Source organism: Streptomyces sp. NPDC047982 (genome assembly GCF_043204165.1).
GTDB lineage: Bacteria > Actinomycetota > Actinomycetes > Streptomycetales > Streptomycetaceae > Streptomyces.
The window spans coordinates 107,835-132,117 of sequence record NZ_JBIDBS010000020.1 but is presented as its reverse complement, the minus strand read 5'-3'; the positions used below and the strand labels follow the sequence as shown (position 1 = coordinate 132,117).

The window sequence follows — 24,283 nt, the reverse complement described above, 5'->3', positions numbered from 1 at the left end:
GCGGACGGACGGCGGGGACCCGGGGTGGTCGTGCGGGGCTCGCACGGCCAACCCCGGTAGAGCGAAGGGCGCTGCTCAGGGCGTGCAGCCCGTGTCCGCGAGCACGAAGTGGCCCGCCGGTGACTCGCGCAGGGTGTGGGCGATGAAGATGTTGTACAGGCCCATGCTCTGGTTCGATCCGTTCGCGTAGACGAAGCCGAGCATGGTGTGGGCCCTTCCGGCCGCCACGTGCGCGTAGTTGCTCGCCGTGAAGCAGCGGGCGGGCGCGGAACCGGTCGTCGTCGCCGTCACCTGGGGCGAGGCCGTGCCGGGGGTGCCCGAAGCGTCGGCGGCGGTCACCGTGTAGCGGTAGGTCGTACCGGCGGTGAGGCCCCGGTCCGTGTACGTCGTCGAGGTGGTGGAGGCGACCTTCGCGCCGTCGCGGCGGACCGTGTACGAGTCGGCGCCCTCGACCGCGTTCCAGGAGAGCGAGACGCTGTCGGCCGTGACGCCGGTGACGCGCAGACCGGACGGGGCGGGGAGGTGGTCGCCGCCGCCGGGGGTGCCCTGGTCGAGGCCCCAGAAGACGCCCGTGTGGTACGTGGAGCAGATGGCGTTCAGGAAGTACGTGGCCGTCGAGCCGCACTGCTCCGTGCCGGAGCCGGGGTTCACCGCCAGGCCGTGGCCCATGCCGGAGACCGAGTACGTCTGGACGGCAGGCCGGCCGGAGGCGTCGTCGTAGGTGCTGCGCGTCGTGTTGCCGGGCAGGGTGTCCGTCGATGACGGGGTCTGGCCGATGCCCCAGACGTCGGTCCACTGGTCGCGCAGGGCGGTGGCGTTGGCCGGGTTGACCGTGTAGTCGGCCGTTCCCTGCCAGATCGCCACCCGGGGCCAGGGTCCCGAGTAGCCGGGGCGGGAGGCGCGGACCTTGTCGCCCCACTGCGCGGGCGTCAGCTTCACCGTGCCCGTCTGACAGGCGGACGCGCCCACCTGGCTCGTCGCGCACTGGGCGGGGAGGCCCGAGGCCACGGAGCCGCCCGCGAACACGTCCGGGTACGCGGCCAGGAGGTCGGCCGTCATGCCGCCGCCCGCCGACAGGCCGGTCACGTACACCCGCTGCCCGTCCGAGCCGTACTGCTGCTTCGCGTACGCCACCATCTGCGCGATGGACGCGGCCTCGCCCCTGCCCCGGCCGCTGTCGGCCTGGTCGAACCAGTTGAAGCAGGACAGTGCGTTGTTGGCGGCCGAGGTCTGCGGGAACACCACGGCGAAGCCCCACAGGTCGGCGTACTTCGGCCAGCCCGAGTTGGTGTAGTAGGCGTCGGCGCTCTGCGCGCAGCCGTGCAGGGCCACCACCAGGGGAGCGTTCGCGGGCAGGCCGTCCGGGACGTACGCGAACATCTGGAGGTTGCCGGGGTTGGTGCCGAAACCGGTGACCTGTTGCAGGCCGCCCGCGACCGCGGCCGTCGCGGGGGCGGCGCTCGCCGGTGGGGCGGTCGCCGCGGTGCTCAGCGTCGCCGCGACGAGGGCGAGCGCGGCGGTGGAGGCGACGCGCCGGAGCAGGCGTCGCAGGATCGATGGGCGCACGGATGCCTCCCTGTGCTCGGGGGTCCGGGGTCTTCTGGCCGTTCGGACGGTGCGAGTACGTCGTCTTGAATGAGTCGGGTGCGGGGCGGACGCTATGAGCCGGTGTCCGCCCCGCCCATGGGCCGGGCGGACATTCCCGGGTCCCGGCTGTGTGCGCGGGAGCTCTTGCGTCCGCTGTCACGGGGCGCGCTTCGGCGCGTGAAACCGTCTCCGGAGCGCGGATGCGATGTGCCCTGGGGTGAGGAGGGAGGAGCCGCCTGCGGCGCCGCGCCATGTACGCCGTCACCATGCCGGTGCACGAGGGTGTGTGTACCGGCCCCGTGTGACCCGGGCCCCGGTCTCCTTACGGTGACGGCCATGGAGACTCCTCAGAACCAGGACCGCGGGTCCGCAGGGAGCGCGGCCCCGCACGCCGCCCCGAACGTCGTTTTGCCCACCGTCCCGACCGGCGCGCCGTCCGCCGCGGACACGCCCCGGTCGGGGGACCGGCCGCCGCTCGCCGGGCGCACCGCTCTGGTGACGGGTGCCGCGAGCGGGATCGGGCGGGCCTGCGCCCAGGCCCTGGCCGCCGCGGGGGCCCACGTACACGTGGTGGACAGGGCCGCCGACGCCGCCCGGGACCTGGCCGAGGAGATCGGCGGGACGGTGTGGGTGGCCGACCTCTCCGTCCCGGACGAGGTGGACGCGCTGCCCGCCGACGCGGACATCGTCGTCAACAACGCCGGGCTCCAGCACGTCGCGCCCGTGCACGCGTTCCCGCCGGAGCGGTTCGCGCTGATCCAGCGCGTCATGGTGGAGGCGCCGTTCCGCATCTTGCGCCGCACCCTGCCGGGCATGTACGAACGCGGTTGGGGGCGCGTGGTCAACATCTCGTCCGTGCACGGTCTGCGGGCCAGCCCCTACAAGTCGGCCTATGTGGCGGCGAAGCACGCACTGGAGGGGCTCAGCAAGGTGGTGGCGCTCGAAGCGGCGGAGCACGGGGTGACGAGCAACTGCGTCAACCCCGGTTACGTACGCACACCGCTGGTCGAGAACCAGATCGCGGACCAGGCCCGTACACATGGCATCTCGGAGGAGGAAGTGGTGGGCCGGGTGATGCTGGAACGCAGCGCGATCAAGCGGCTGATCGAACCCGAGGACGTCGCCGAGGCCGTGCTGTGGCTCTGCGGACCGCGCACCGGGCACATCACCGGCACCTCGCTCCCCATGGACGGCGGCTGGACCGCCAACTGACCCACCGACCCCGATGAATTCCGGCCGCCATGTCTGATCCGTCCCAGCCCGCCGACTCCGCCGACTCCGCCGACTCCGCTGTCGGCACCCCCGCCGCCTCCGACGCCTCCGCCGCACCCCATCTGCGGCGCCTGCTCGACCTGCTGGCCGACAACGCCCCCGCCGAGGCGCTGGGGGCCGTCTCCTCGCAGGCACGGGCCGCCGGGGTGCGGGCCGGCGATCTGGCGGAGGTGGAACGGGCCACCGCCACCGCCCTGCGGATCAGGGGCGCGCTGCGCCAGCACCGCCGCCGTGAACTCCAGCTCACCGCGCTCTTCGACACGGCGGGCGACCTGGCGGCCTCCCGCGAACTGGACGACGTCCTCAAGGCGATCGTCCGCCGGGCGAGGATGCTGCTCGGCACGGACACCGCGTACCTCACACTCCCCGACGAGGAGGCGGGGGACACGTACATGCGGGTGACCGACGGTTCGGTGTCGGTGCTCTTCCAGCAACTGCGGCTGGAACTGGGCGAAGGGCTCGGCGGTCTGGTGGCGCAGACCGCCCGCCCGTACGCCACCCACGACTACCGCACCGACGACCGCTTCCGCCACACCCGCAACATCAACGCCGGGGTGCTGGACGAGGGGCTCGTCGCCATCCTGGGCGTCCCCCTGCTCCTTGGTTCCAGCCGCGGCGGCACGGGCAAGGTCATCGGCGTGCTGTTCGCCGCCGACCGCGCGCCCCGGGTGTTCAGCCCCGACGAGGTCGCCCTGCTGTGCTCGCTCGCCGCGCACGCCGCGATCGCCATCGACACCGCTCGCGCGCTCGCCGACACCCGTTCCGCCCTCGACGAACTGGCCGAGACGAACGCGGAGCTGGCCGAGGCCAACGCCGCCGTACGAGCGCACTCCGCGGCCATGCGGCGGGCCGAGGAGGCCCACGACCGGCTGACGGACCTGGTGCTGCGCGGCCGGGACGTCAAGGACGTCGCCGCCGCCGTCGCGGCGCTGCTCGACTCCCCGCTCACCATCCACGACCCGGGCGGCCGGCCCCTCGCGGCCGTCCGGCCCGGCGGCGAGGACTTCGCCGCCGACAGCATGGACGCCGGATGGCTGACCGAGACCGCGGAGGAGTCCCGTACGGGGGCCCGCGCCGTGCACCGGGACGGACGGTGGATCTGCGCCGTTCTCGCGGGGCGGGAGCGCATGGCCGGACTGGTCCTGCACCGGCGCGCTCCGCTCGACGACTCGGACCGGCGGCTGTTCGAGCGGGCCTCGGTCGTCACCGGGCTGCTCCTGCTGCTGCGGCGCACGGTGGCCGAGACCGAGAACCGGGTGCGCGGGGAACTGATCACCGACCTGCTGACGGACGCGGACCGCGACCCGGCCGGACTCGTCGAGCGCGGCCGGCGCCTCGGCATCGACCTCGACCGGCCGCATCTGCTGCTGCTGGCGGACGGAGGCGCGCGGGGGCGGCTGGCCCCGGCCGCGGTGCGCTGTCTCTTCGGCGGCGACATGCGCGGGGTGAGCGCCGAACACCACGGGCAGGTCGTGCTGTTGACCGCCGTCGACGACCTCGGGGCGGGCGCCGGCGACGGCCCGGGGGCGCGCGTGGGCGACGGTCCCGGGGCGGGTGCCGGCGACGCGGCACGGGCGGCGGCGGTCCAGCTCGGGCAACTGGTCCAGGCCCCGGTCACCGTGGCCGCCGCCGGGCCCGCCCGCGGGGTGCGGGAGCTGGTCGCCGCGTACGAGGAGGCCGCCCGCTGTCTGCGCGCCATGCGAGTCCTGGGGCGCACCGGCGAGGGCGCGTGCGTCGATGAACTCGGCTTTCTGGGCGTGGTATTGGGGAACGGTCAGAACGTCGACGGCTTCGTGGCGGCGACGTTGGGACCGCTGCTGGAGTACGACGAGCGGCGCGGCACCCACCTCGTGCGGACCCTGCGGGCCTACTTCGGGTCCGGGGGCAGCCTCGTCCGCGCCAAGGACGAACTCCACGTGCACGTCAATACGGTGGTTCAGCGACTGGACCGGGTGCAGGCGCTGCTGGGGCACGACTGGAACGAGCCCGGACGGGCCCTGGAAATACAACTCGCCCTCAGACTCCATGAGCTGACGAGCACCCGGGAGCGGTGACTCCGCCCCGGAGATCCGGCGCGGGCGGAGGCCGGCCGGTGGCGTGCGCCGCCCCGGCCGGACCCGCCCTCGTCCCGCGTCAGCGGGCCCCGCACAGCTCCAGCAGATGCCGCACGACCTCCCGTCCGCCCTTCTCACCGGTCAGCACCGTGTAGTGGTTGACGTCCGGGACCCGCACCGGCGTCACGCCCGTGCCGCCGAGATCGGCCGTCGCCAGGCGGGTCTCGTCGTACAGGCCCTGCTCCTCGTTCATCAGCCCGCGCGGTGCCCACAGCAGGGTCGCCGGGGCGGGCAGCCTCCGGACCGCCGTCAGCACCTCCTCGTCGAAGAGGCCGATGCCGTCGGTGCGTACCGCCTCGATCCGGCAGGTGGAACGCAGGGCCGGTTCCTCGCCGGTCAGATCGCGCTGGATGTACGCGTCCACCTCGTCCGACCAGTCGTCGGCGAACGCCGGGTGCGCCTGCCAGAACGCGCGGTACGCCGCCCGGTCCGGGAACGTCATCGACAACCGGTCCATGGCCGGGCCGATCACCGCGGTCATCAGCTCGTCCGGGGACAGATGCGTGGGCGCCGGGAAGCCGATCCCGCCGTCGACCAGCAGCAGCGGCCCGAACCGGTCCGGGTGCCGCACGGCTGCCAGCGCCGTCACGAACGCCCCCATCGAATGGCCCGCCAGCACCACCCGGTCCAGGCCGAGTGCCTCCGCCAGGGCCGCGACATCGTCGGCGTGCGTGGCGATGCCGTACGGCCCCGGCAGTCCGCAACTGGCGGCCCGGCCCCGCAGGTCCGGGGCGATCAGGGTGGCGCGCCCGTCCAGCAGCCGGGCCACCGCGGCCCAGGACAGGGCGTTGGAGGTGATGCCGTGCAGGGCGACGACGACCGGGGCGTCCGGTTCCCGGGCCGGCCACCGCAGGACCGCCAACTCGCCCCCGCTCACGGGGACTTGTATCTCTTCGTACGGCTTCACGACTGTCCGTTGTCCTTCCGGGCAGGGGTCGGGGACGGGGTTTTGGCCGGTTTGCGGCGCGCGGCGCCGAGCCGGGCGGGCAGCCGGGCCAGGCCGCCCGGCAGCAGGTGTACCACGGCGACGAACAGCGCACCGAGCAGGAACAGCGGCTGGGACAGCGGCACCCGCAGCACCGCGGGCAGGTCCGCGACCGCGCCCGATCCGGCCAGATCACCGAGCCGGTGATCGGCCCAGGTGTACAGGATGCCGCCGACCATCGGGCCCCAGCGGGTGCCCGATCCGCCGAGCACCACCATCACCAGGAGCGAGAGGGTGAAGTCGGAGGTGGTCGTCTGCGGGGTCGAGCCGCCGGTGAGCAGCAGATGCACCAGGCCGCCCAGCGCGGCCAGGGCCCCGGCCAGGACGAACGCCGTCAGCTTGAACCCGTACGGCTTCAGCCCCAGCACCTCCACCCGGCGCTCGTTCTCCTTGATGCCCTCCCAGACCCGTCCGGTGGGGGAGCGGACCGCCCAGTGGACGACGGCCAGGGTGAGGACGAGATAGCCGAGCGCCACCCAGTACAGGTTCGCGGTGTGGTCGATGCCCACCAGCCAGGACGGGAGCAGTTCGGCCGGGGCGGCCCGCCCCTCCTCGCCGCCCGTGAGACCGCCGGGGTTGCGGGAGACCAGGATCGAGCCCGCCTGGGCGAACGCCAGCGTCACCATCGAGAAACCGATGCCGGTGACCCGCAGGCTCACCGACCCCAGGACCAGCGCGAGCACGATTCCGGTGCAGAGGCCGAGCAGCGCGGAGACCGCGAACGGCAGACCCGCCTCCAGCAGGAACATGTTGGTGGCGTAGCTGCCCGTGGCGAAGTACAGCGCATGCCCGAAGGAGAGCAGCCCGGTGCGGCCGAGCAACAGGTCGTAGCCGGTCGCCAGGGCGCCGAACAGCAGGCAGGTCGCGAGGAGTTGGAGACTTCCCGGACTGCCCACCGGCCCGTCCAGGAGCCCCGGCAGCGGCAGCGCGCTGAACGGTGCGACGAGCAGCACCAGCAGCGCGGCGGCGGGCCACCAGCGGCGCAGCACCCGGGCCGTGTTCCCCGCCCCGGCCGGTGCGGCGGGGCGTCTGTCGGCGGTGCGGTCGTGTGTCTCGGTGACGGCGCTCACGCGAGCCTCCCGGTCAGTCCGCGCGGCCGGACGAGCAGCAGCGCGGCGAGCAGGACGACGACGGCCAGGTCGCCGAGGCCCGCTGCGGTGTAGTAGTTGGCGAACTGCTGGACCAGGCCGATGACGACGGACGCCACCGCGGCACCGGTCACCGAGCCCATGCCGCCGGTGACCACCACGACGAACGCGAAGATCAGCAGCGAGGTCCCCTGACGGGGGTCGACCGAGCCGAAGTACAGGCCGCCGAGCGCCCCGCCGAGCGCGGCGGCACAGCCGCCGATCGCGAAGACGAGGGTGAACGCCTTCCGGACGTCGATGCCGAGCGCGGTGACCATCGCCCGGTCCTCGACCCCGGCCCGCACCACCAGGCCGTGCCGGGTACGGCCGAGGAAGAGCCGCAGCGCCACCAGCACCACGACCGCCGCCGCGACCAGCACCAGCCGGTTGACCGGTATGTGGGCGCCGAGCAGTTCGAAGGTGCCCGACAGCGCCTTCGGCCCGGGAAAGGTCAGGGCGTCCGAGCCCCAGATCCCCGACAGCAGCGCGGGGATGGCGAGTCCCACCCCGACCGTGGCGAGCACCTGCTCGCGGGGCCGGGTGTAGAGCGGGCGGACGACGGCGAGTTCCAGCAGCACGGCGGCCGCGGTGCCCATCGCCGTACCGAACAGCACGGCGAGGACGAAGCCCGCTCCCTCGGGCCCGGCGCCGGGCAGGTTCCCGGACGCCGCCCACCAGGTGCCGTACGCGCCGACGGAGAGCAGCGCCCCGTGCGCGAAGTTGAGCACGTCCATCAGGCCGAAGATCAGCGAGAGGCCCGACGCGACGAGGAAGTAGAGCGCCCCCAGACCGAGTCCGGTCATGGTGAGCAGAACGACGGTGGACATCAGGAATCCGCCTCCACGGAAGGTGAATCCGCCTTCACGGACGGTGAATCGGCCCCCGCGGACGGTGAATCCGTCCTCGCGCAGGACGTGTGGGGGGCCGGACCGTGTCCCACGCCCAGCAGACGCCGCGCCGCCTCCGCGTCGGCGAGCAGTTCGGCCGCCGGGCCCTGGTGGGCCGTGCGGCCGTCGGCGAGCACCGCGCAGTGCGCGGCCAGACGCCGTACGACGGCGAGGTTCTGCTCCACCAGCAGCACCGGCACCGCCTCGGCGGCGCGCTCCAGCACCTCGGCGACCTCGGTCACCACCTTGGGCGCCAGGCCCTTGGTGGGCTCGTCGGCGATGATCAGCCGGTTGCCGTTCAGGAGCGTGCGCCCGATCGCCACCATCTGCTGCTGGCCTCCGGACAGCGTCCCGGCCAACTGCCGCTCCCGGAGCTTCAGTTCGGGGAACAGCTCATGGACGAGCGGGTACGCGGGCTCGCCCGCGCCGGGCCGCTCGGCCAGCCGCAGGTTCTCCGCCACGGTCAGCCCGGCGAAGATGCCCCGGTCCTCGGGGGCGTAGCCGATGCCCAGCCGCACCACGGTGTGGGTGGGCATCGACACCGTCTCCGTCCCGTCCAGCCGCACACTGCCGGTGCGCGGGACGAGACCGAGGACGCCGCGCACGGTCGTGGTCTTCCCGGCGCCGTTGCGGCCGAGGAGCGCGGTCACGCCGTGCCGGGCGACGTCCAGGTCCACGCCGTGCAGGATGTGCCGGCCGCCGATCAGAACCCGCAGGTCCCGTACGGCGAGCAGGGGTCCGGTCGTCACAGTCCCTCCCCGAGGTAGGCCCGCTGCACGGTCGGGTCGGCGGTCACGGCCTCGGGGGTGTCCAGGGCCAGCAGACTGCCGTGGTGCATCACGGCGAGCCGGTCGGCCAGGCCCAGCAGGACGTCCATGTGGTGCTCCACCATCAGGACGGTGCGGCCCTCGTCCCGGTGCAGGGTGCGGATGAGTTCGGTGAGCGGGGGGACCTCCTCCGCGCTCACCCCCGCCATCGGCTCGTCCAGCAGCATCAGCCGCGGTTCGCCGACCAGCAGCACCGCCAGCTCCAGCTTCCGCTTCTCGCCGTGCGACAACTCGGACGCCAGCGCCCGTGCCCGGTGGCCGAGACCGGTGCGCTCCAGCACGTCGGCCACCTCGGCGGTGTACGCGCAGGCGCGCCGCCACAGCCGGTACGAGCCGCCGCGGGCCGCCTGCGCGGCCAGCCGCACATGGTCGGCGACGGACATCCCCGGCCAGAGGCTCGACGTCTGGAAGGTGCGGCCGATGCCGCGCCTCGCCCGTTCGTGCGCGGGACGGCCCGTCACGTCCGCGCCGTCCAGCTCGATGGTGCCCGCGGTGGCCGCGGTCAGCCCGCTGATCAGGTTGAACAGGGAGGTCTTGCCCGCCCCGTTGGGACCGATGAAGGCCAGGAACTCGCCCTCGCGGACGTCCAGGGAGACGTCCTCGACGATCGTCGCCCCGCCGACGCGCCAGCCGAGGCCGCTCAGCCGGAGCACGGGGGCGCAGGCCGCGGCCTCGCCCGGGCGCTGCGCGGTGGTGTGGGGTACGGGCATCGGTCAGCCCGCCGACGGCTTCGCGGGCGGAGCCACCTCGTCCATCGGCTCGGTGGTCACCAGCCGCGGCTTCGCGGCGGCGCCCTTCCCGTCGAGCTTCGCGACGAACATCGGCTGGAGCAGGGCGTGGTCCTCGGCACGGACCCGCACCTTCCCCTTCACCCCGTCGAAGGTCCAGTCCTCCAGGGCCTTCACCATGGCGGCGGTGTCGGTGGCGCCACCCTTCTCGACGGCCCGCACCACCATCTGCGCGGCGGTGAACCCGTCGGGGGTGAACAGGTCCGGGGTGCCGCCCGCCTTGCCGACCGCGTCGAGCATGGCCTTCTCCACGGCGTTGCCGCCGCCCGCGCCGGGGAAGTAGTGCGCCAGGAACGACACCTTGGTGCCGGCGTCACCGAAGACCGGGTACGAGGCGGTCCCGGCGAGGCCCGTCACGACCTTGCTCGCTTCCGGTACGCCCTGCTGGTCCAGCGCGGTCCACAGCGCCGGTGCCGTGGAGCCCGCCCAGGCGACGAAGACCAGGTCGGGCGAGCCCGCCTTCACCTGCCGGGCGAACGGGGTCAGGTCGGTGGCGCTGGGCGGGGCCAGCACGGATCCCACCTTCGCGCCCCGGGCGCCGAGGACGGCCTTCACGGCGGCCACGTTGGCCTGCCCGAAGGTGGAGTCCTGGGCCAGCACCGTGACCTTCTTGCCCTTGGCCCCGCCGAGCATCTCCCCGGCGGTGAGGATGTCCTGGTAGGACTGCCGGCCCGAGCGGAAGGTGTAGTCGTTGACCCCGGTCAGGGCGTCGGTGGCCGCCGGTCCGTTGATGTAGAGCACCTTGTTCTGGGCGGCGAGCGGCGCCATCTGGAGGGCCACCCCGGAATCGGTGGTGCCGGCCAGCACCTTGTGGCCCTTGCCGATCAGGTTCTTGGCCGCCGAGACCGCCTTGCCGGGGTCGCCCGCGTCGTCCTGCTCGGTGACCTCGATCTTGTGCCCGGCGACCTTCCCGGTGCCCTTGGTCGCGTAGTCCAGGCCCGCCATGAACCCGTCGCGGTACTGCTTCCCGTAGTCGGCGAGCAGCCCGGTACGGGAGTACACCAGACCGACCTTCACGCTCTGGTCCTTCGCGTCCCCGCCGGAACCGTCCTCACCCGCCTTCCCCGCGGCGGTGCACCCGGCCAGCAGGAGACCGGCCGAGGCCAGTACGGCGACGGTGGACAGGGATCTGGGACGGCGGTGGACGGTGTCCGTGCCTGTGGCTCTGCGACGCATGGTGACCGGCTCCTCGGGGGGTTTCGGGGGATGTCGCCGAACCGTATGAACACCGCGCCGCCGTCGACATGGTGCAGGGCACCCCACCTGACGCGGCGCACATGTGGCAGCCGCACATGGGGTGGCCCGCGGCCCGCCCACGCCCCGGCGCGCCGCCGCGCTGCGGTACCACCGGTCCTCGGACTGTCGGACGGTCGGGGCGTCTGCTCCCGGCCACGCACGCCTGTCGGGTCGCCGGGCTTCAGGACCGCCGGGCCGTCAGGCGTCGCGCCCGCGCTCCGGTGCCGTTTCGGGTCCTGTCCCCGTCGGCCCCATGCCCGCACTCCGGTGCCGTCAGACCCCGTCCCCGCGCCCGCGCTCCGGTGCCGTCAGCTCGATCAGCCGGCACACCGTCTCGATGTCTATCTTCACCTGGGCGATCGACGCCCGCCCCGACAGCCACGTGATCAGCGCCGAGTGCCAGGTGTGCTCGATGACCCGGACCGCGGACAGCTGCTCCGGCGTCGGGTCCTTCAGTCCCATGGCGTCCAGGATGATCGCCGTCGTGATCCGCGAGACGGTGTCCACCTCCGGGCTGACGCTGCGGTCCGCGAAGGTCAGCGCCCGCACCATGGCATCCGCCAGGTGCGGTTCGCGCTGGAGCGCACGGAAGGCCCGCATCAGGGTGTCGGCCACCCGCTGCGCGGGATCGTCCCCGGACGGCGGGCGTTTGTGCAGCGTCGTGTGCATCTGCTGGAGTTGGTCCTGCATCGTGGCGACCAGCAGGTGGATCTTGGAGGGGAAGTAGCGGTACAGCGTGCCGAGGGCGACCTCGGCGGCCTCCGCGACCTCGCGCATCTGCACCGCCTCGAACCCGCCCCGGACGGCGAGCCGGGCACTGGCGTCCAGGATGCGGCGGCGGCGTGCCTCCTGGCGCTCGGTCAGGGGCGGCGATGCCGGTCTGGCTTCGGCTGTCATGTGTTCCCCATCCATGGCTTTCGTTCAGCGCCGGAAAGAGGTGCTCGGTCTCCCGGCGGCGCACAGCATGCACACGGCCCTGGGCCGGTCGTGGCGCGAATCACCCGGTCCGGCCGTTGCACCGACGCTACCTGCCGGTAGATTCGTAGCTCATTGAACGTTCCAGTCTGAAACTTGTTCTAGATTAACGCGAGCGGTTACGCTCCGGCGAAAACGCAGTGAGAAGAGGGGGGCCGAGTGACCGCCGAGGCCATAGACACCGGCCCCCGCGCCAGCGGCGACCCGTCGGGCAGTACCGACGAACGGCCGTTGCGCATCGCACTCCTCACCTACAAGGGCAATCCTTTCTGCGGCGGCCAGGGCGTCTACGTGCGCCACCTCAGCCGCGAACTCGCCCGCCTCGGCCACAGCGTCGAAGTGATCGGCGCGCAGCCGTACCCCGTGCTCGACGAGGGTGTACCGCTCACCGAACTGCCGAGCCTCGACCTCTACCGCCAGCCCGACCCGTTCCGCACCCCGAAGCGCGACGAGTACCGGGACTGGATCGACGCCGCCGAGGTCGCCACCATGTGGACCGGCGGCTTCCCGGAGCCGCTCACCTTCAGCCTGCGTGCCCGCCGCCATCTCGCGGCAAGGCGCGGCGCGTTCGACGTCATCCACGACAACCAGACCCTGGGCTATGGGCTGTTGGCCGACCTCGGCGCCCCGCTCGTCACGACGATCCATCACCCCATAACCGTCGACCGCCAGTTGGAGCTGGACGCCGCCGAGACCCGCCGTCGGCGCGCCTCCGTACGCCGCTGGTACGGCTTCACCCGCATGCAGAAGCGGGTCGCGCGCCGGCTGCCGTCCGTCCTCACCGTCTCCGGCTCCTCCAAGCAGGAGATCGTCGACCACCTCGGGGTGCGCGAGAACCGCATCCACGTCGTCCACATCGGCGCGGACACCGACCTGTGGTCGCCCGACCCGTCCGTCCCCGAGGTCCCCGGCCGGATCGTCACCACCTCCAGCGCCGACGTCCCCCTGAAGGGCCTCGTCCACCTCGTCGAGGCGCTCGCCAAGGTCCGCACCGGGAACCCGGCGGCGCATCTCGTGGTCGTCGGCAGGCGGGCCGAGGACGGGCCGGTCGCGCAGGCCATCGAACGGCACGGGCTCCGGAGCGCCGTGGAGTTCGTCAAGGGCGTCAGCGACGCCGAACTCGTCGACCTGGTGCGCGGCGCCCAGGTGGCCTGTGTTCCCTCGCTGTACGAAGGCTTCTCGCTGCCGGCCGCCGAGGCCATGGCCACCGGCACGCCCCTCGTCGCCACCACCGGCGGCGCGATCCCCGAGGTCGCCGGGCCGGACGGAGAGACCTGTCTGGCCGTTGCGCCCGCCGACGCGGGGGCACTGGCCGACGCGCTCGTCCGGCTGCTCGGCGACCCGGAACTGCGGGCCCGGCTCGGCGCGGCGGGCCGTGCCCGGGTGCTGTCCCGGTTCACGTGGAAGCAGGCCGCCATCGGCACCGCGGCCCGCTACCGCGAGGCGATCGCGGCGGCCCGTGCCGGTACCGCGCGTACCGGCGGCGGCCGTTGACCCCGCCGCCCCCACACGCGGCCGTCCCGGCCCCCTGCCCCGTGGCGCCGCCCGCTGATCCCGGGAACCTCCCGACCCCTCCGAACGCCACCCGACCGTCCCCCGACCGCGAAAGCAGGCATCCGTGCTGACCGTGGACTTCACCCGCTTCCCGCTCGCCGCAGGTGATCGAGTGCTCGACCTGGGCTGCGGCGCCGGACGCCACGCCTTCGAGTGCTACCGGCGCGGCGCCCGGGTCGTGGCCCTCGACCGGAACGGTGAGGAGATCCGCGAGGTCGCGAAGTGGTTCGCCGCGATGAAGGAGGCGGGGGAGGCCCCCGAGGGAGCCACCGCCGCCGCGATGGAGGGCGACGCGCTCCACCTGCCCTTCCCCGACGAGTCGTTCGACGTCGTGATCATCTCCGAGGTCATGGAGCACATCCCCGACGACAAGGGCGTGCTCGCCGAGATGGTCCGGGTCCTCAAGCCGGGCGGCCGGATCGCGGTCACCGTTCCGCGCTACGGCCCCGAGAAGGTCTGCTGGGCGCTCTCCGACGCCTACCACGAGGTCGAGGGCGGCCACATCCGCATCTACAAGGCCGACGAACTGCTCGCCAGGATGCGCGGCGCCGGTCTCAAGCCGTACGGCACCCACCACGCCCACGCCCTGCACGCCCCGTACTGGTGGCTCAAGTGCGCGTTCGGTGTCGACAACGACAAGGCGCTGCCGGTCCGCGCGTACCACAAGCTGCTGGTCTGGGACATCATGAAGAAGCCCGCCCTCACCCGGGTCACCGAGCAACTGCTCAACCCGGTGGTCGGCAAGAGCTTCGTGGCGTACGCGACCAAGCCGCACCTGCCCGCGGCCGGGAACGCCGCCGACGCCGGCCCGGTCGCCGCGACCGGCTCCGCCGTCGCCGCCGAGGATCTGTCCAGGGCCGAGCCGTGACCATACCCGAGCGGACCGAACACCTCGTCCTGCCCGGGGTCCTCACCACCGAGCAGGCCGCCGAGACCGTCGCCGCCCTGCTCGCCGTGCAGCGCGAGGACGGCGCGCTGCCCTGGTTCCGGGGGCACCACCTCGACCCGTGGGACCACGTCGAGGCCGCCATGGCCCTCGACGCCGCGGGCGAGCACGCCGCCGCGGAACGCGCGTACACCTGGCTGGCCCGGCACCAGAACGGTGACGGCTCCTGGTACGCCGCCTACCACGACGGGGACCCGGCGCGGCCGACCGACCGCGGCCTGGAGACCAACTTCTGCGCGTACGTGGCCGTCGGCGTCTGGCACCACTACCTGGCCACCGGCGACGACGCGTTCGTCGACCGGATGTGGCCGACCGTCCACGCCGCCGTCGAGTTCGTGCTGCGGCTGCAGCGGCCCGGCGGCCAGATCGGCTGGAAGCGCGAGGCCGACGGAACGCCCGTCCACGACGCGCTGCTGACCGGCTGCTCCTCCATCCACCAGGCCCTGCGCTGCGCGCTCGCCATCGCCGAACGGCGCGAGGAGCCGCAGCCCGACTGGGAGTTGGCGGCCGGGGCCCTCGGCCACGCGATCCGCGAGCACCCCGAGCGCTTCCTGGACAAGAGCCGCTACTCGATGGACTGGTACTACCCGGTCCTCGGCGGGGCGGTCGCCGGGGCGGCGGCCAGGGAACGGATCGAGGAGGGCTGGGACCGTTTCGTCGTGCCCGGCCTCGGGGTGCGCTGTGTGCTCCCCAACCCGTGGGTGACCGGCGGCGAGAGCTGCGAACTCGCCCTGGCGCTCTGGGTGATGGGCGAGTCGGACCGGGCGCTGGAGATCCTCCAGTCCATCGGACACCTGCGCGCCGACGGCGGCCTGTACTGGACGGGGTACGTCTTCGAGGGCAACCGGGCGTTCTGGCCGCAGGAACTCACCACCTGGACCGCCGGTTCGCTGCTGCTCGCGGTCGCCGCGCTCGGTGGCGACGAGGCCACCACCGCCGTGTTCGGCGGCGAACGCCTGCCGCACGGGCTGGAACCGGACTGCTGCCGCGCCCCTTCGGCGTAGTGGCGCCCGGTCCCGCCCGTGTCGCGGCGCCCGAGCCTGCGCCCGAGCCGCGAAGCGTGCGCATCGCCCGTGTCGCGGCGCCGCGCGGGCCGCTCCGCGATACGGGCGGGTGCCTGCTACATCAACGTGCCGAGCGCGGAATACAGGGCGTAGAGCACCATGGGAAGCGCGCCCACGAGCCCCGTCACGGCCGCTATCACCGTGGGCAGCCGCTTGTTGGACTTCAACGACCTGACGACATACCCGACGAGGAGGAAATAGGCCAGGGTCACCACGACCCCGGCCAGCAGCACGGGTGGACTGATTGATTGCATGACGACGCTCGTTCTCCCTATGACTTTTGCCCAGTCCGGATCTGCGGCGCGCACCGGCAGGCGGGACCGTCAGCGGCCCTTGGCAGGGGCCTGGTCCGCCAGCGGCACGGCGCATTGGCATGACGGTAGCTCAAAGGGCCATGAGTGAGCCAGACTTGGGAAAAGCGAGGAAGCCCCCCGCGGATCCCGGCCGAACGGCCGGTGAACGAATGAGCGGGCGAGCGGCCGGGGGCCCGGGATGCCACTCCCGGGGGCCCCGACTCGGCGCAGCCCCGGACTGGGCAAGTCACAGAGTGCGGTTGGTCAATGGTCGCAGGCCGCGATAAATGATCGATATACGTCCGCTAAACGAGTTGCTACGCTGGCGGAAGGGGAGGGCGGTCATGGGCGGCGCATCACGGGAACCGGAGCGGCGGTCCGTCACGTCTCCCGACGGGGCGGTGGCCTTGCGGTTCAGCGTACTCGGTCCGGTGCGGGCCTGGCGCGGGGACGCGCTTCTTCCGCTCGGATCGCCCCAGCAGCGCGGCCTGTTGGCCGCTCTGCTGCTGCGCGAGGGCCGCACGGCGACCGCCGCCGAGCTGATCGACGCGCTGTGGGGCGACGATCCCCCCTCGCAGGGGCTGGCCGCGGTCCGGACGTACGCCTCCCGCCTGCGCAAGGTCCTCGACCCGGGCGTCCTGGTGAGCGAGTCGGGCGGCTACGCGATCCGGGGCCTGGGTGACGGAGCCCTGGACCTGACCGGGGCGCGGGACCTGGCGCGACGGGCGGAGACGGCCAGGCGCGACGGGGACCTGGGCCGCGCGCGGGACCTGGTCGGCAGGGCGCTGGCCCTGTGGGAGGGCGAGTCGCTGTCCGGGGTGCCGGGGCCCTTCGCGGACAACCAGCGCATGCGCATCGAGGAGTGGCGCCTCCAACTGCTGGAAACCCGCCTGGAGATGGCGCTGGAGCAGGGGCACCACGCGGAGACCGTCTCGGAGCTCACGGCCCTGACGGCGGCGCATCCGCTACGGGAGCGGCTGAGGGAACTGCTGATGCTGGCGCTGTACCGCAGCGGACGCCAGGCGGAGGCCCTGGCGGTGTACGTGGACACCAGACAGCTTCTGGCGGAGGAGCTGGGCATCGATCCGGCCCCCGCCCTGACGGAGCTGCGGCGTCGCATCCTGGTGGCGGACCCGGCCCTGGCGGACCCCTCGCCCGCGGAGCCCGAGCCGTCCGTCGAGCCCGTACGCCCAGCCCAACTCCCGGCCGACATACCTGACTTCACCGGGCACTCGGATCAGGTGGCGGCGCTGGACGAGGCGCTGACGTCGGCGAACGGCCGGGTGATGGCGGTGGCGGCACTGGCGGGCATCGGCGGCGTGGGCAAGACGACGCTGGCGCTGCACGTCGCACACCGGGCGCGCCCGGCCTTTCCCGACGGCCAGTTGTACGCCGACCTCCACGGCGCGAGCACGAAGGGGCTGGAACCGGCGGCGGCCCTCGCCTCCTTCCTGCGCGCCCTGGGCATGGCGGACAACGCGATCCCGGACTCCCTGGAGGACCGCGCGGCCCTCTACCGGTCCGTCCTGGACGGCCGACGGGTACTCGTACTCCTGGACAACGCGCGCGACGCGGCCCAGGTGAGACCGCTGCTGCCGGGCACGGAGGGCTGTGCCGTGCTGATCACGTCCAGGGCCCGCATGGGCGACCTGGCGGGCGCCCGGCTCGTGGACGTGGACGTGCTGAGCCCGGAGGAGGCCCTGGACCTGTTCACCCGGATCGTCGGCGCGGGACGCGTCGCCGCCGAGCGCGAGGCGGCGCTCGACGTCGTCGCCGCGTGCGGCCGTCTGCCGCTGGCGATCAGGATCGCGGCGGCGCGGCTGGCGGTGCGGCGGACCTGGACGGTGTCGGTACTGGCCGCGAAGCTGGCGGACGAGCGGCGGCGGCTGGACGAACTGCGGTCGGGGGACCTGGCGGTGAAGGCCACCTTCGAGCTGGCCTACGGGCAGTTGGAGCCCGCGCAGGCGCGCGCCTTTTGCCTGCTGGGCCTGGCCGACGGGCCGGACATCTCCCTGCCGGCGGCGGCGTCCCTGCTCGGCCTTCCCCCGGAGGAAGCAGAGGAACTCCTCGAATCCGTCGTCGACACGTCCCTGCTGGAGTCGGGAGCGCCGGGCCGGTACCGGTACCACGAACTGCTGCGCCTGTTCGCACGCGCGTGCGCGGAGCGGGACGAGGCGGTGCCGGGCGAGCGGACGGCGGCCCTTTCACGGCTGCTGGACTTCTACCTGGCGACGGCGGCGGGCATCCACGCACTGGAGCGGCCCGGAGACCGGCTGCTCGACCGGCTGGAACCGACGACGGGCGACGGGCTGCGCTTCACCGACCGCCGGGAGGCCCGGGACTGGCTGTTCGATGAGGCGGGGGCACTGCTCTGCGCCGCCCAACAGGCGGTCATGTCGGGCGAGTTGCGCAAGGGAGCCGATCTGCTGCTCGTGGTGCGGGACCTCGCCGAGGCCGGCAGCGAGTCCGGGCGCTACGAGTCCGCGGCGACCGCTCTGCGGGACGCCGCCGCGGAGACGGGCGACGCATGGGCCGAGGCGCGGGCCCGAGTGAGCGTCGCCCACCTGCACTTCCTCATGGGCCGCTTCGAGGAGGCGGAGCACGAGGCGCGGGAGGCGGCCCGGCTCGGCGGCTCGACCGGTGACTCCTGGGCCACGGCCGACGCGCTCAATGCCGCGGGCGTCGTCGCCCTCTACCGGAACCGGCACGGGGAGGCGGAGGAGCACCTCACCCGGGCCGTCGAGCACTTCCGCACCCTCGGTGACCGTCCTGGAGAGGCCGCCGCCCTGTGCAACCTGTCGCGCGTCCACCTCGCGACCGGACGGACGGCGAGCGCCGTCGCGCTGGCACGGCGGGGCACCGGGATCTACGACACCATGGGCAACTTCCTGCGCGGAGCCAACGGCCGTTACGCGCTCGCCCTGGCCCTCGCACAGAGCGGTGAACTCGACTCCGCGACCGACTGCCTCGAAGCGGCCCTGAAGGTGTTCCGCGACAGTCGTCAGCCGCTGTGGGAGGGCATGACCCTGTTCCGCCTGGCCGAGGTCGAACTCGCCGCCCGGCGCCCGGCACAGGCCGCCGCCCTCGCCGAGTTCGCACTGACCGCGCTGCGCGGCATCGGAGGAGAGTGGCGCCGCGGCAACGTGCTGACGCTTCTGGGGCGAGCGCTCTCGGAACTGGGCCAGAACGGCCGTGCCGCCGCCTCGTGGAGGCAAGCGCTGGGCATCTACGAGCGGTTGCGCGCCCCGGAGGCCGATGAGGCGCGCGCACTGCTCGACGGGGCGCGGCCCGGCAGCGAGCCGGGACCGGTCGCGGCCGGCCCGGCGCGTACCGCCGGTCACGGCAGTACCTCCTGACGCAGGGCTTCAGCGGCGCCGGCACCTTCGACGACGTCATCGGCCCTGTCGAGGGCGCGGGCCGCAGCGCCGGGGCCGAGGGCAAGGACAAGGACAGGGAAGAGATGCCCAGCGCGTCCCAACCCGACGGATGACGCGCGGGGTTGGCTGTGGCCCTTTCGTTAGGGTCGGGGCATGGGAACACTTCCGCATGACCTCTACTGTGACGAGATCATCAGCCGCACCGACGCGCTGAGGTCCGTGCTCCGCGGAGCGGACCTTTCGGCGACCGTTCCGACCTGCCCCGACTGGACCCTGCGGGACCTCGCCGTGCACGTGGGCGGAGCCCACCGCTGGGTCGGCGAGATCGTACGCACCCGGACCACCGAGGCGATCCCGCCGGACCGCGTACCGGAATCCTCGCCCGAGGGCGACGACCCCGCTGCCCTCGACGCCTGGCTGGCGCAGGGCGCGGCGAAGACCGTCGAGGCGCTGCGGGCGGCCGGACCGGACCAGGAGGTGTGGTCGTGGGCATGGGAGCCGAGCACGGGCTTCTGGGCGCGCCGCATGGCGCACGAGACCATCGTCCACCAGGCCGACGCGGCGCTCACCACGAGGGCCGACTACACGGTGGCTCCGGAACTCGCCGCCGACACGATCGACGAGTGGCTGGAGATCATCGCCTTCGTCCGTTCCACGGGATACAAGAAGGAGGCCCTGGAACTGACCGGCCCCGGGCGCTCGGTCCATCTGCACGCCACGGACGTCCCGGGCGCCGAGTGGCTGATCGAGTTCGGTGAGGACGGCTTCGCCTGGCGGCACGCCCACGAGAAGGCGTCCGTGGCGCTGCGCGGCCCGCTCACCGACGTGATGCTGGTCTTCAACCGGCGCCTTCCGGCCGACAGCGACCGGGTCGAGGTGCTGGGGGACGCCGCGCTGCTGGACTTCTGGCTGGAGCGCACCACGTTCGGCTGAGTCCCGGACACGGACACGGGTACGGGAGCCGGGGCGGGGGCGCCAGGACACCGGCACGGTACGGCTCCGGCGGCTCTCCGCCGCTGTGCGGGCGGGACCCGGCTGGGCCAAGCTGGAAGGGACAGCCCGGGGTGCCGGGTGCCGCGCGGCGCCCGGCCCCTCGTGCCCGGCGGCCCTGTGGAGGTGCCGATGGAGCCCGTCCGCGCCCTGAAACGGATCGCCTTCCTGCTCGAACGCGGCGGCGCCGAGACCTACCGCGTACAGGCGTTCCGTACGGCTGCCGCGGTGGTGGGCGCCATGGCGGACGGAGAGGCGGCGCGGCGCGGCGCGGACGGCTCGCTGGAGTCGGTCAGGGGCATCGGACCGAGGACCGCCCAGGTGATCCGCGAGGCGCTGGCCGGGAACGTGCCCGGCTACCTGGCGCGGCTGGAGGAGTCCGCCGCCGGCCCGAGCCCCGAGGGCGGCACCGCCCTGCTGGCCCTCCAGCGCGGCGACTGCCATCTGCACTCCGACTGGTCGGACGGCGGCAGCCCCATCGAGGAGATGGGCCGCACGGCCGCGGAACTGGGCCATGAGTGGGCGGTCCTCACCGACCACTCGCCCCGGCTGACCATCGCGAACGGACTCTCCCCGCAGCGGTTGCGCAGGCAGTTGGACGAGATCGCCGAGCTCAACACCCGGTGGGCGCCGTTCCGGCTGCTCACCGGCATCGAGTGCGACATCCTCCCCGACGGATCCCTCGACCAGGACGACGACCTGCTGGAGCGGCTGGACGTCGTGGTGGTCTCCGTCCATTCCCAGTTGAGGATGGACGCCGCGCCGATGACCAGGCGCCTGATCGCCGCCGTCACCCACCCGCGCGCGAACATCCTCGGTCACTGCACCGGTCGGCTGCTCACCGGCCGTGGCCGCCCGGAGTCACGGTTCGACGCGGACCGGGTCTTCGCCGCCTGCGCGGAGGCGGGAACGGCCGTGGAGATCAACAGCAGGCCGGAGCGGCTCGACCCGCCCCGCCGACTGCTGCGCCGCGCCGTCGACTCCGGCGTTCTGTTCGCCATCGACACCGACGCGCACGCGCCGGGACAGCTCGACTGGCAGATCCACGGCTGCGCCCGCGCCGAGGAGTGCGGCGTCCCGGCGGAACGCGTCGTCACCACATGGCCGGTCGGCGAACTGCTGGCCTGGTCGCGCGACGGTACGAGCCGGACGCGTACGAGCCGGACGCGTACGAGCCGGACGCGTACGAGCCCGAGGCATACGGATGCCGAGAAGAGTCGCGCGCAGGCGGCGGAGGCGGAAGGGATGGAAGCAGCGGCGAAAGACGGCGGGGGCAGGGCGCCGGACGGGCAGGGAGGCGGTCGGCGTGGTCGGCGCGGGGCCAGGACGGCGACGGGACACGGGAACGCCCGCGCGGCGACGGGACGGGAACGTCCGCGCGGCGCCGGGACAGGAACGGTGAACCCATGACGGCCACAAGCGTGCGAGGCATCGACCACATCGGGGTCACGGTCCCCGACCTGGAGACCGCCACCCTCTTCCTCGTCAGGGCGTTCGGCGCCGTGGTGCTCTACGACACCCTGCGCCGCCACGACGGGCCACGGGGCGGCCGGGACGTCGAGCAGCGGCTCGGGGTCCCGGCCGGCACCCAGCAGTTGGCGGTCAGGATGCTGGCCCTCCCCGGCGCGGGCCCGGCCGTCGAGGGGCCGGGCATCGAGCTGTTCGAGTTCGAGGGCCCGCGCCGCGAACCCCCGGTGCGGCCTTGCGACTTCGGCTGGCAGCACGTGGCGCTCTACGCCGACGACCTGGACGCCGCCGTAAGGGACTGCGTGGCCGCCGGAGCCACCCTCCTCGCCGCGCCCCAGCCGCTGCCCGGACCCGAGGCGGGGGAGCGCAACCGGTTCGCGTATCTGCGCACCCCCTGGGGCAGCACCCTGGAGCTTGTGACGTACCCGGACCCGCAGCCCTGGGAGCGCGCCGCCACCCGGTCGCGTTCCCGGCCCGCGCCACCCGCACCACCCGCGGGGTCCGTACCGGCGGGCGTCACCGGTGCCTGGCCCACGGACCCGGACCGCCCGGACCCCACGCGTTCCGCGCGCCGGGTGCGCGTACCGGCCGAGCCCGCCGCGTCGTGGCCCACGGACCCGGACCGGCCGCCCGGAACCGTCAGTTGAGATCCGCGAGCACCCGCAGCGTGTGCGGGTCCGGTGCCGTCACCAGCAGGTCGGTCACCGGCCCCGCGCGCCACGACTCCAGGCGCTCCGCGATGCGCCGCCGCGGACCGACCAGCGAGATCTCGTCGGCGAACGCGTCCGGCACGGCCAGCACCGCCTCCTCCTTGCGCCCTTCGAGGAAGAGCCGCTGGATGCGCCGGGCCTCCTCCTCGAACCCCATCCGTGCCATCAGGTCGGCGTGGAAGTTGCGGGCCGCGTGCCCCATCCCGCCGATGTAGAAGCCGAGCATCGCCTTCACCGGCAACAACCCCTCGGCGACGTCGTCGCAGACCCGCGCGCGGACCAGCGGCGCGATCACGAACCCCTCGGGCAGGCCGGTGAGCGACGCCTCGTACACCTCGGGACGCATCGGCGACCAGTACAACGGCAGCCAGCCGTCGGCGATCCGGGTGGTCTGCGCGATGTTCTTCGGTCCTTCCGCCCCGAGCAGCAGGGGGAGCCGGGCGCGCAGCGGGTGGGTGATGGACTTCAGCGGCTTGCCCAGACCGGTGCCGTCCGGGCCGCCGTACGGGTGGGAGTGGAAGCGTCCGTCCAGCACGACGGGGGCCTCGCGGGCGAGGACCTGCCGGACGACGTCGACGTACTCGCGGGTCGCGGTCAACGGGCTGCCAGGGAACGGCCGTCCGTACCAGCCCTCCACCACCTGCGGCCCGGAGAGCCCCAGCCCCAGCATCATCCGGCCACCGGAGAGATGGTCGAGGGTGAGCGCCTGCATGGCGGTCGCGGTCGGGGTGCGCGCCGCCATCTGCGCGATGGCGGTTCCCAGCCGGATACGGGAGGTGTGCGCGGCGATCCAGGTCAGCGGGGTGAACGCGTCGGAACCCCATGCCTCCGCCGTCCACACCGAGGCGTATCCCAGCCGCTCCGCCTCCTGGGCGAGCCCCAGATGGCCGGGGTCCGGGCCGCGGCCCCAGTAGCCGAGCGCGAGTCCGAGCCGCATCCCGCCGCCTCCCACTTGTCTGACGTTTCATCAGTTCGCTGGCGCAGGACGGAGGGTACGACAGTGGCCCCCCGCCCGGAAGGGCGAGGGGCCACCGTTCGTCACGCGCGACTCAGCCGCGCTGGATGCCCGTGGTGTCCTGGAGCACGCCGCGACGGCCGTCCTGGGTCTGGGCGACGAGCGCCGAACCGCGCTGCTCGACCGCGAGGTACCAGGTGCCCGGCGCCAGTTCGGCGATCGGCGACGGCGAACCGTCCTCGCCGTACAGCGGGCGTGCCACCGGCACCGCGAACCAGAACGGTGCGAAGTCACCGGCCGGCGCACCGCCCTGCGACGGCCCGGCCTGCGCGTCCGCCTGACCGGGCTGGGCCTGGCCGGGCTGGGGCTGACTGCCCTGCGACTGGCCCCCCTGCGACTGGCCCGCCTGAGGCTGACCGGCGTGCGGCTGCGCGCCGTACGCCTGCGGCTGACCCGGCTGCGCCCCGTACGGCTGCTGCTGGGCACCGGGGTAGCCGTACCCCTGGCCGGCGGCCTGCGGCTGACCGCCGTACGGCGACTGCGCGACCTGCGGGTTCGGGCTCGGCGCACCCATCAGCGGCGCCTTGAAGGCGGGGATCAGCGGCGTGCCGACCGCTCCGACCGCGAGCAGGATCGCACCCAGCAGACCGACGATCAGGCAAGCGCCTGCGTTGCTGGCGTCGATCAGCGTCCAGAACGACGTCCACAGCACGAAGACGCTGAACGCGGCACCGAACTGGCCGAGTTCGAAGCCGAGCACCTTGCGGCTCGGCATGGTGCGGCCCACCACGACGAGCGCCGCGGCGATGAGGCCGCCCAGGAAGACGCTCATGAGCAACGAAAGCGCGTCCCAGGCATTCGGGGCCGAGTAATCGGAGCAGTTGATGCCCGGGGGACACTCGTAACTGCTGAGCGGGAGGAAAGAGGCGATGAACAGCACCACCGCTGCTCCGATCACCACGCCGTCGCCTCTAGTGAGGGAGCGCATATTCACGTGAAGGTCCTTCGTCGGTCGTCTCGTCGGGGTGGTCGCCGTCGCCGCCGGCGGGCGGTCGCGGCGCGAAGCTCGGGGGTGGCTCCCCATGGTACGGATGAATCTATCGTCTGCCCGGCCGGGTTGTGCGTCGGC

General features: G+C 73.4%; 19 protein-coding genes and 1 pseudogene. 9 read left to right on the top strand and 11 right to left on the bottom strand.

What is annotated here, in order from left to right:
* Nucleotides 1-75: 75 nt before the first annotated feature.
* A complete protein-coding gene (locus tag ACGF2V_RS23980; RefSeq protein WP_362704095.1) occupies nt 76-1,566 on the bottom strand; it encodes a PHB depolymerase family esterase in 1,491 nt (496 codons plus the stop codon).
* A gap of 357 nt (nt 1,567-1,923) precedes the next feature.
* Between ACGF2V_RS23980 and ACGF2V_RS23975 the strand changes: the two genes are divergently transcribed.
* Both ACGF2V_RS23975 and ACGF2V_RS23970 read left to right on the top strand, forming a co-directional pair.
* Nucleotides 1,924-2,799, top strand: a complete 876-nt coding sequence (locus ACGF2V_RS23975; protein WP_362620414.1) for a 3-hydroxybutyrate dehydrogenase — start codon at nt 1,924-1,926, stop codon at nt 2,797-2,799.
* A gap of 29 nt (nt 2,800-2,828) precedes the next feature.
* Nucleotides 2,829-4,913, top strand: a complete 2,085-nt coding sequence (locus ACGF2V_RS23970) for a GAF domain-containing protein (protein WP_362620412.1) — start codon at nt 2,829-2,831, stop codon at nt 4,911-4,913.
* A 79-nt stretch (nt 4,914-4,992) separates the two neighbouring features.
* On the opposite strand, the gene ACGF2V_RS23965 is transcribed toward ACGF2V_RS23970, so the two are convergent.
* The 7 genes from ACGF2V_RS23965 to ACGF2V_RS23935 form a co-directional block, all read right to left on the bottom strand.
* A complete protein-coding gene (locus ACGF2V_RS23965) occupies nt 4,993-5,880 on the bottom strand; it encodes an alpha/beta hydrolase (RefSeq protein ID WP_362620410.1) in 888 nt (295 codons plus the stop codon).
* Nucleotides 5,877-7,028, bottom strand: a complete 1,152-nt coding sequence (locus ACGF2V_RS23960) for a branched-chain amino acid ABC transporter permease (protein ID WP_362620408.1) — start codon at nt 7,026-7,028, stop codon at nt 5,877-5,879. The genes ACGF2V_RS23965 and ACGF2V_RS23960 overlap by 4 nt, the downstream gene beginning before the upstream one ends.
* Entirely contained in the window at nt 7,025-7,912 is an 888-nt protein-coding gene (locus tag ACGF2V_RS23955; RefSeq protein WP_362620406.1) for a branched-chain amino acid ABC transporter permease, read from the bottom strand. The genes ACGF2V_RS23960 and ACGF2V_RS23955 overlap by 4 nt, the downstream gene beginning before the upstream one ends.
* A complete protein-coding gene (locus ACGF2V_RS23950) occupies nt 7,912-8,721 on the bottom strand; it encodes an ABC transporter ATP-binding protein (protein WP_362620404.1) in 810 nt (269 codons plus the stop codon). The genes ACGF2V_RS23955 and ACGF2V_RS23950 overlap by 1 nt, the downstream gene beginning before the upstream one ends.
* Nucleotides 8,718-9,509 carry an ABC transporter ATP-binding protein gene (locus ACGF2V_RS23945; protein WP_362620402.1) on the bottom strand — a complete coding sequence of 264 codons (792 nt, stop codon included), beginning with the start codon at nt 9,507-9,509 and terminating at the stop codon, nt 8,718-8,720. Before ACGF2V_RS23945 ends, ACGF2V_RS23950 begins: the two co-directional genes overlap by 4 nt.
* A gap of 3 nt (nt 9,510-9,512) precedes the next feature.
* The gene (locus tag ACGF2V_RS23940) at nt 9,513-10,763 is read right to left on the bottom strand and encodes a substrate-binding domain-containing protein (protein WP_362620400.1); all 1,251 of its coding nucleotides are present in this window, start codon (nt 10,761-10,763) and stop codon (nt 9,513-9,515) included.
* A 333-nt stretch (nt 10,764-11,096) separates the two neighbouring features.
* Nucleotides 11,097-11,720, bottom strand: coding sequence for a TetR family transcriptional regulator (locus ACGF2V_RS23935; RefSeq protein WP_362620398.1), 624 nt, complete (start codon nt 11,718-11,720; stop codon nt 11,097-11,099).
* A 237-nt stretch (nt 11,721-11,957) separates the two neighbouring features.
* Between ACGF2V_RS23935 and ACGF2V_RS23930 the strand changes: the two genes are divergently transcribed.
* The 3 genes from ACGF2V_RS23930 (at nt 11,958) to ACGF2V_RS23920 (ending at nt 15,302) form a co-directional block, all read left to right on the top strand.
* Nucleotides 11,958-13,292 carry a glycosyltransferase family 4 protein gene (locus ACGF2V_RS23930; RefSeq protein WP_362704092.1) on the top strand — a complete coding sequence of 445 codons (1,335 nt, stop codon included), beginning with the start codon at nt 11,958-11,960 and terminating at the stop codon, nt 13,290-13,292.
* A gap of 124 nt (nt 13,293-13,416) precedes the next feature.
* Complete coding sequence (locus ACGF2V_RS23925) at nt 13,417-14,220, top strand: class I SAM-dependent methyltransferase (protein ID WP_362620396.1); 804 nt, start codon at nt 13,417-13,419, stop codon at nt 14,218-14,220.
* The gene (locus tag ACGF2V_RS23920) at nt 14,217-15,302 is read left to right on the top strand and encodes a prenyltransferase (protein WP_362620395.1); all 1,086 of its coding nucleotides are present in this window, start codon (nt 14,217-14,219) and stop codon (nt 15,300-15,302) included. Before ACGF2V_RS23925 ends, ACGF2V_RS23920 begins: the two co-directional genes overlap by 4 nt.
* A 116-nt stretch (nt 15,303-15,418) precedes the next feature.
* Here ACGF2V_RS23920 and ACGF2V_RS23915 read toward each other — a convergent pair whose 3' ends face one another.
* Nucleotides 15,419-15,616, bottom strand: a complete 198-nt coding sequence (locus tag ACGF2V_RS23915; protein WP_362620394.1) for a hypothetical protein — start codon at nt 15,614-15,616, stop codon at nt 15,419-15,421.
* Between the two features lie 383 nt (nt 15,617-15,999).
* Here ACGF2V_RS23915 and ACGF2V_RS23910 point away from each other — a divergent pair, with 383 nt between their 5' ends.
* The 4 genes and pseudogenes from ACGF2V_RS23910 (at nt 16,000) to ACGF2V_RS23895 (ending at nt 22,136) form a co-directional block, all read left to right on the top strand.
* A complete protein-coding gene (locus tag ACGF2V_RS23910) occupies nt 16,000-19,011 on the top strand; it encodes a BTAD domain-containing putative transcriptional regulator (RefSeq protein ID WP_362704089.1) in 3,012 nt (1,003 codons plus the stop codon).
* Between the two features lie 174 nt (nt 19,012-19,185).
* Complete coding sequence (locus ACGF2V_RS23905; RefSeq protein ID WP_362620391.1) at nt 19,186-19,965, top strand: maleylpyruvate isomerase family mycothiol-dependent enzyme; 780 nt, start codon at nt 19,186-19,188, stop codon at nt 19,963-19,965.
* 189 nt (nt 19,966-20,154) lie between these two features.
* Nucleotides 20,155-21,162 (top strand): annotated as a pseudogene (locus tag ACGF2V_RS23900) (PHP domain-containing protein); the annotation flags it as partial.
* Nucleotides 21,163-21,428: 266 nt separating this feature from the next.
* On the top strand, nt 21,429-22,136 hold the full coding sequence (locus ACGF2V_RS23895) for a VOC family protein (RefSeq protein ID WP_389047041.1): 708 nt from the start codon (nt 21,429-21,431) through the stop codon (nt 22,134-22,136).
* Here the strand turns inward: ACGF2V_RS23895 and ACGF2V_RS23890 are convergent.
* Both ACGF2V_RS23890 and ACGF2V_RS23885 read right to left on the bottom strand, forming a co-directional pair.
* Complete coding sequence (locus tag ACGF2V_RS23890) at nt 22,129-23,136, bottom strand: LLM class F420-dependent oxidoreductase (protein ID WP_362620389.1); 1,008 nt, start codon at nt 23,134-23,136, stop codon at nt 22,129-22,131. The two genes, ACGF2V_RS23895 and ACGF2V_RS23890, sit on opposite strands and share 8 nt — an antisense overlap.
* 112 nt (nt 23,137-23,248) lie before the next feature.
* Nucleotides 23,249-24,148, bottom strand: coding sequence for a hypothetical protein (locus tag ACGF2V_RS23885; protein WP_362704086.1), 900 nt, complete (start codon nt 24,146-24,148; stop codon nt 23,249-23,251).
* Nucleotides 24,149-24,283: the final 135 nt, after the last annotated feature.

What these genes read in the sequence shown, in the direction of transcription:
- ACGF2V_RS23890 (WP_362620389.1), bottom strand. Translation starts at nt 23,136, where the DNA reads ATGCGGCTCGGACTCGCGCTCGGCTACTGGGGCCGCGGCCCGGACCCC.
- ACGF2V_RS23895 (WP_389047041.1), top strand. Translation starts at nt 21,429, where the DNA reads ATGACGGCCACAAGCGTGCGAGGCATCGACCACATCGGGGTCACGGTC.
- ACGF2V_RS23970 (WP_362620412.1), top strand. Translation starts at nt 2,829, where the DNA reads ATGTCTGATCCGTCCCAGCCCGCCGACTCCGCCGACTCCGCCGACTCC.
- ACGF2V_RS23940 (WP_362620400.1), bottom strand. Translation starts at nt 10,763, where the DNA reads ATGCGTCGCAGAGCCACAGGCACGGACACCGTCCACCGCCGTCCCAGA.
- ACGF2V_RS23955 (WP_362620406.1), bottom strand. Translation starts at nt 7,912, where the DNA reads ATGTCCACCGTCGTTCTGCTCACCATGACCGGACTCGGTCTGGGGGCG.
- ACGF2V_RS23945 (WP_362620402.1), bottom strand. Translation starts at nt 9,509, where the DNA reads ATGCCCGTACCCCACACCACCGCGCAGCGCCCGGGCGAGGCCGCGGCC.
- ACGF2V_RS23910 (WP_362704089.1), top strand. Translation starts at nt 16,000, where the DNA reads ATGGGCGGCGCATCACGGGAACCGGAGCGGCGGTCCGTCACGTCTCCC.
- ACGF2V_RS23905 (WP_362620391.1), top strand. Translation starts at nt 19,186, where the DNA reads ATGGGAACACTTCCGCATGACCTCTACTGTGACGAGATCATCAGCCGC.
- ACGF2V_RS23975 (WP_362620414.1), top strand. Translation starts at nt 1,924, where the DNA reads ATGGAGACTCCTCAGAACCAGGACCGCGGGTCCGCAGGGAGCGCGGCC.
- ACGF2V_RS23915 (WP_362620394.1), bottom strand. Translation starts at nt 15,616, where the DNA reads ATGCAATCAATCAGTCCACCCGTGCTGCTGGCCGGGGTCGTGGTGACC.
- ACGF2V_RS23935 (WP_362620398.1), bottom strand. Translation starts at nt 11,720, where the DNA reads ATGACAGCCGAAGCCAGACCGGCATCGCCGCCCCTGACCGAGCGCCAG.